We start from the raw sequence: 5,205 nt of genomic DNA, 5'->3' as shown, positions 1-5,205 counted from the left end.
CTCAACTCAACCCATCTCGACAGCCAGCGGCCGAACATGAATCACGCCGGACATCTCGCGCTCGTTGTGCATTGCGGCGTCATGCTTGCGGCAAGAAGAAAGCCACATGGCTTTGCAGCCGATTCAGGAAAGCCATGTGGCGAGTGTCGTGGGAACCGTGGCGGGGAAATCCCTAGTTTCCCCGGCCCCGCGAGTTCCGCTACCAGTTGGAAGCCAGCAGAAGGTCTCCGTATTCGTGTTCGCGGGAGACCTGGTTGAGGTCGGCGTCCACCATCATCCGCATGAGTTCCGAGAAGTCGACGGTGGGCTTCCAGCCCAGTTTGGTACGGGCGTGGTCGCTGTCCGCGCAGAGCACCTCGACTTCGGCGGGACGCACCAGTTCGGGGTCGATGACGACATAGTCCTGCCAGTTCAGATCGACATGCTCGAAGGCGATCCGTACCGCGTCCCTGACCGAGTGCATGGTGCCGCTGCCGATCACGTAGTCGTCCGGCTCGTCCGGCTGGAGCATCAGGTGCATGGCGCGTACGTAGTCGCCGGCGAAGCCCCAGTCGCGGACCGCGTCGAGGTTCCCGAGGTGGAGCTTGTCCTGGAGCCCGAGCTTGATCCGGGCGACCGCGAGGGAGATCTTCCGGGTCACGAACTCCGAACCGCGGCGCGGCGACTCGTGGTTGAAGAGCATGCCGGAGACCGCGTACATCCCGAAGGACTCGCGGTAGTTACGGGTGATGAAATGGCCGTACGCCTTGGCGACGCCGTACGGGCTGCGCGGGTGGAAGAGCGTCGTCTCGCGCTGCGGGGTCTCGGCCGCCTTGCCGAACATCTCCGAGGACGACGCCTGGTAGAAGCGGATCTGGCCGCTGCCGGAGGCGGTGCGCGAGCTGTTGAGGCCGCTCACCATCCGGATGGCTTCGAGGACCCGCAGCACGCCCATGCCGTTGACCTCGGTGACCAGCTCCGCCTGCTGCCACGACATGGGGACGAAGGAGATCGCGCCGAGGTTGTAGACCTCGTCCGGCTGCACGGTGTCGACGGCCGAGACCAGGCTGCCCTGGTCCATCAGATCGCCGTCCACAAACGACAGTTCGGATACGAGCCTGCTGACGCGGGACTTCCGCGGGTTGGCCTGACCGCGGATCAATCCCCAGACCTGATAGCCCCGGGACAGCAGATGCTCGGCCAGATAAGAACCGTCCTGCCCGGTAATTCCGGTGATCAGCGCTCGCTTGGACATACCTACCTCTTCTCGACCACGGAGAGACCGCCCAAACGCAGAGCTCGGTCGACGACCTCGCATCGAATACGCTTCTGTCCGGACGATAGACACCGGCACGCTCGCAAGCCGCCGCCACCGGTGTCAAGAAAACCCGGGCTTACTAGGGAATTCCCGAGTGCGGGTACCGCGGCGAAGACGGATCGCCGGTAACACTAGGGATTTTCGGGCCCCGGATGCGGTGCACTGTGTGCGTCGGCGTCCGGGCCGGCTCTGTCAACCGGAGTGTCTTTCCGTGCTGTTCGGACTTCTGCGAACTCATGTGCGTCCCTATCGGCGGTCGGCGGCCCTGCTGGTTCTTCTGCAACTCGTGCAGATCCTCGGCACCCTGCTGCTGCCGACACTCGGTGCCGCGCTGATCGACCGCGGGGTGGTCGCCGGGGACAGCGGCTTCATCACCCGGGCCGGCGCGGTCATGGTGGCGGTGGCGGTCGTACAGATCGCGGCGGCGGTCGGCGCGGTGTCGCTGGGCGCCCGTACGGCGATGGCGATGGGGCGCGACATCCGCTCGGTGGTCTTCCGCCGGGTGCTGGACTTCTCCGCCCGCGAGGTGGGCGGCTTCGGTACGCCGTCGCTGATGGCCCGCACGGTCCACGATGTGCAGCAGGTGCAGACGCTGGCCCAGTCCGGGTTCGGGATCGTGGTGTCGGCGCCCCTGATGTGCCTGGGCAGCGTGGTGCTGGCGCTCCAGCAGGACGTTCCGCTGGCGGTGATCCTGGTGGTCCTGGTGGTGGTCGTCGGGGCCGCGTTCGGTCTGCTCCTGGCCCGTATGGGGCTGTTCTACGAACGGATGCAGACATGTCTCGACCGGCTGAACCGGCTGCTGCGCGAGCAGATCACCGGGGTGCGGGTGGTGCGCTCCTTCGTCAGGGACGCCCATGAGCGCGCGCGGTTCACCCGGACGAATACCGAACTCTTCGATGTGTCACGGCGGGTGGGCCGGCTGATCGCGTCGATGCTCCCGGTGGTCCTGCTGCTGATGAACGGCTTCATGGTGGCGATCCTGTGGGTCGGCGCCCACCGGATCGACAGCGGCACGATGGGGATCGGCGCGCTCAGCGCGTTCCTGAGCTATCTCTCGCTGATCCTGATGTCGGTCGTGATGATCGCGTTCGTGTTTCTGTCGGTGCCGCGCGCGAAGGTGTCCGCCGAGCGGATCCAGGAGATCGTGGCGACCCCGACGAGCGTGCTCCCGCCCGCCGTTCCGGTACGGCCCTCGGGCCCGGCCGGCGGACTCGACATCCGGGGGGCCGAGTTCCGCTACCCGGGCGCCGAGAAGCCGATACTCCACGGGATCGATCTGCGCGCGGAGCCCGGCGAGAGCGTGGCGATCCTCGGCAGCACCGGCAGCGGCAAGACGACCCTGCTCAATCTGGTCCTGCGGCTGATGGATGTCACCGGGGGCTCGGTACGGGTCCAGGGCACCGATGTACGGGAGCTGGACCCCGGAGTGCTGAGCCGCGCGGTGGGGTTCGTACCGCAGAGGGCGTATCTGTTCTCCGGGACCGTCGCCAGCAATCTGCGTTTCGGGAATCCGGACGCCACCGACGAGGAGCTGTGGCAGGCCCTCCGTACCGCTCAGGCCGCGGACTTCGTCGAGGCCATGCCCGGCGGACTCGGCGCACCGGTCGCCCGGGGCGGTACGAATGTCTCCGGCGGCCAGCGCCAGCGGCTGGCCATCGCCCGCACCCTGCTGCGCCGGCCTGCGGTCTATCTCTTCGACGACTGTTTCTCGGCGCTCGACTACGCCACGGACGCCGCGCTCCGTACCGCCCTGGCGCCCGAGACGGCGGGGGCGGCCGTGCTGACCGTCGCCCAGCGTGTCGCCACGGTGCGGCACGCCGACCGGATCGTGGTGCTCGACGCGGGGCGCGTCGTCGCCACCGGCACCCATGACGCGCTGCTGCGCGACAGTTCGACCTACCGCGAGATAGCGCTCTCCCAGCTCACCGAGGAGGAGGCCGTCCATGGTCTCGCCGGACAGCCCTGACCAGCCGGACTCCCCGCCGGCCGGCCCCGTCCCGCCGGAGTCCACCGCCCCGTCGGAGTCCACCGGGGCGCCGGAGCCCACCGGGGCGGGCCGTCGGCTCCTCGGACTGCTCCGGCCGCACCGTTCCCGTGTCGCGATGGCTCTCCTCATGGGCATCGCCGGGATCGGCTGCAACGCCTTCGGCCCGCTGCTGCTCGGCAAAGCCACCGACCTGATCGTCGAAGGATTCCTGACGGACGGTCAGAACGCTGCGGCAGGGGTGGACTTCGGCCGCGTCGGCGATCTGCTGCTGATCCTGCTCGCGCTGTATGTCGCGGCCTCGCTCTTCATGCTCGTGCAGGGCCGGCTGGTCGCGGCCGTCGTCCAGCGGGTGGTCTTCGGACTCCGGGAGCGGGCGGAGGAGAAGCTCGGGAAGCTGCCGCTGAGTTACTTCGACCGGCATCCGGCGGGCGAGGTGCTGAGCCGTACGACCAACGATGTCGACAATCTCCAGCAGACCCTTCAGCAGACCCTCGCCGAGCTGATCACCTCGGTCCTCTCGATCGGGACGATGCTGATCCTGATGCTGGTCCTCTCCCCGTCGCTGGCGCTGATCATGGTGGCGAGCGTGCCGGTGTCGGCGGTGCTCGCGGCCTGGATCAGCAAGCGCGCCCAGCCCCGGTTCGCGGATCAGTGGGCCGCCACCGGCTCGATGAACGCGCATGTCGAGGAGATCTTCACGGGCCACTCGCTGGTCAAGGGCTTCGGCCGGCGCGAGGAGGCCGAGCGGGACTTCGACGCGCAGAACGAGGCGCTGTACCGGGCGGGCGCGAAGGCCCAGTTCGCCGCCGGCTCCATCGAGCCCGCCATGATGTTCATCGCCAACCTCGGCTTTGTGGTGGTGTCCGTGGTGGGCGCGTGGAAGGTCGTCAGCGGCGCCCTGACCCTGGGCGACGTCCAGGCCTTCATCCTGTACTCCCGGCAGTTCAGCCAGCCGATCGTCCAGGTGGCGAGTGTGGCCGGCCGGCTCCAGTCCGGCATCGCCTCCGCGGCCCGGGTGTTCGCCCTGCTCGACGCGGAGGAGCAGGACCCCGATCCCGTACGCCCGGCCACGCCCGGCGAGGTCAGGGGCCGGGTGCGGTTCGACCGGGTGTCGTTCCGCTACTCCCCCGAGACCCCGCTGATCGAGGATCTGTCGCTGACGGTGGAGCCGGGCAGTACGGTCGCGATCGTCGGCCCGACCGGCGCGGGCAAGACCACCCTCGGCAATCTCCTCATGCGCTTCTACGAGGTCGACGGGGGCCGGATCCTGCTGGACGGTACGGACACCGCGTCGATGACCCGGGATGATCTACGGTCGCGGTTCGGTCTGGTGCTCCAGGACACCTGGCTCTTCGGCGGCACGATCGCCGAGAACATCGCGTACGGGCACGAGGGCGCGACCCGTGACGAGATCGTCGCCGCCGCCCGCGCGACCTGCGCGGACCGTTTCATCCGTACGCTGCCCGACGGCTACGACACCGTGCTGGACGACGAGTCGTCGAGCGTCAGCGCCGGTGAGAAACAGCTCATCACGGTCGCCCGGGCGTTTCTCGCCGACCCGGCGGTCCTGGTGCTCGACGAGGCGACGAGTTCGGTCGACACCCGCACCGAGGTCCTCATCCAGCGAGCCATGAACACCCTGCGCGCGGGCCGGACCAGCTTTGTGATCGCCCACCGGCTGTCCACGATCCGGGACGCGGATCTCATCGTCGTCATGGAGTCGGGGCGGATCGCCGAGCGCGGCACGCATGACGAGCTGATCAGGCGTCAGGGCCTCTACGCCCGGCTGCACTCGGCCCGCGCTGCGGCTCCGCGTACCGCCGCGCTGCCCGCCGGCGGCTGACCCCGCCCGACATCTGCCCGCAACACGGCATCCCGGGCCGCGTCATGTGTTTCCGCGTAATCTCGCAGGGTGGGCGCG

General features: G+C 68.6%; 3 protein-coding genes. 2 read left to right on the top strand and 1 reads right to left on the bottom strand.

The genetic code is table 11. The features are described 5' to 3' along the window. Positions 1-199 precede the first annotated feature (199 nt). A complete protein-coding gene (locus KQY30_RS34580) occupies positions 200-1,234 on the bottom strand; it encodes a GDP-mannose 4,6-dehydratase (RefSeq protein ID WP_046501325.1) in 1,035 nt (344 codons plus the stop codon). A gap of 274 nt (positions 1,235-1,508) precedes the next feature. Here KQY30_RS34580 and KQY30_RS34575 point away from each other — a divergent pair, with 274 nt between their 5' ends. Then, on the top strand, positions 1,509-3,263 hold the full coding sequence (locus KQY30_RS34575; RefSeq protein ID WP_217310435.1) for an ABC transporter ATP-binding protein: 1,755 nt from the start codon (positions 1,509-1,511) through the stop codon (positions 3,261-3,263). Then, the gene (locus KQY30_RS34570; RefSeq protein WP_217310434.1) at positions 3,241-5,127 is read left to right on the top strand and encodes an ABC transporter ATP-binding protein; all 1,887 of its coding nucleotides are present in this window, start codon (positions 3,241-3,243) and stop codon (positions 5,125-5,127) included. The genes KQY30_RS34575 and KQY30_RS34570 overlap by 23 nt, the downstream gene beginning before the upstream one ends. Positions 5,128-5,205 lie beyond the last annotated feature (78 nt).

Source organism: Streptomyces sp. GMY02, from assembly GCF_019056675.1.
Classification (GTDB): Bacteria; Actinomycetota; Actinomycetes; order Streptomycetales; family Streptomycetaceae; genus Streptomyces; species Streptomyces odonnellii.
This window is presented reverse-complemented; position numbering and strand designations above follow the sequence as displayed.

Bases quoted from the DNA above. Each gene is read 5' to 3' on its own strand.
- KQY30_RS34580 (WP_046501325.1), bottom strand. From the start codon at position 1,234: ATGTCCAAGCGAGCGCTGATCACCGGAATTACCGGGCAGGACGGTTCT.
- KQY30_RS34570 (WP_217310434.1), top strand. From the start codon at position 3,241: ATGGTCTCGCCGGACAGCCCTGACCAGCCGGACTCCCCGCCGGCCGGC.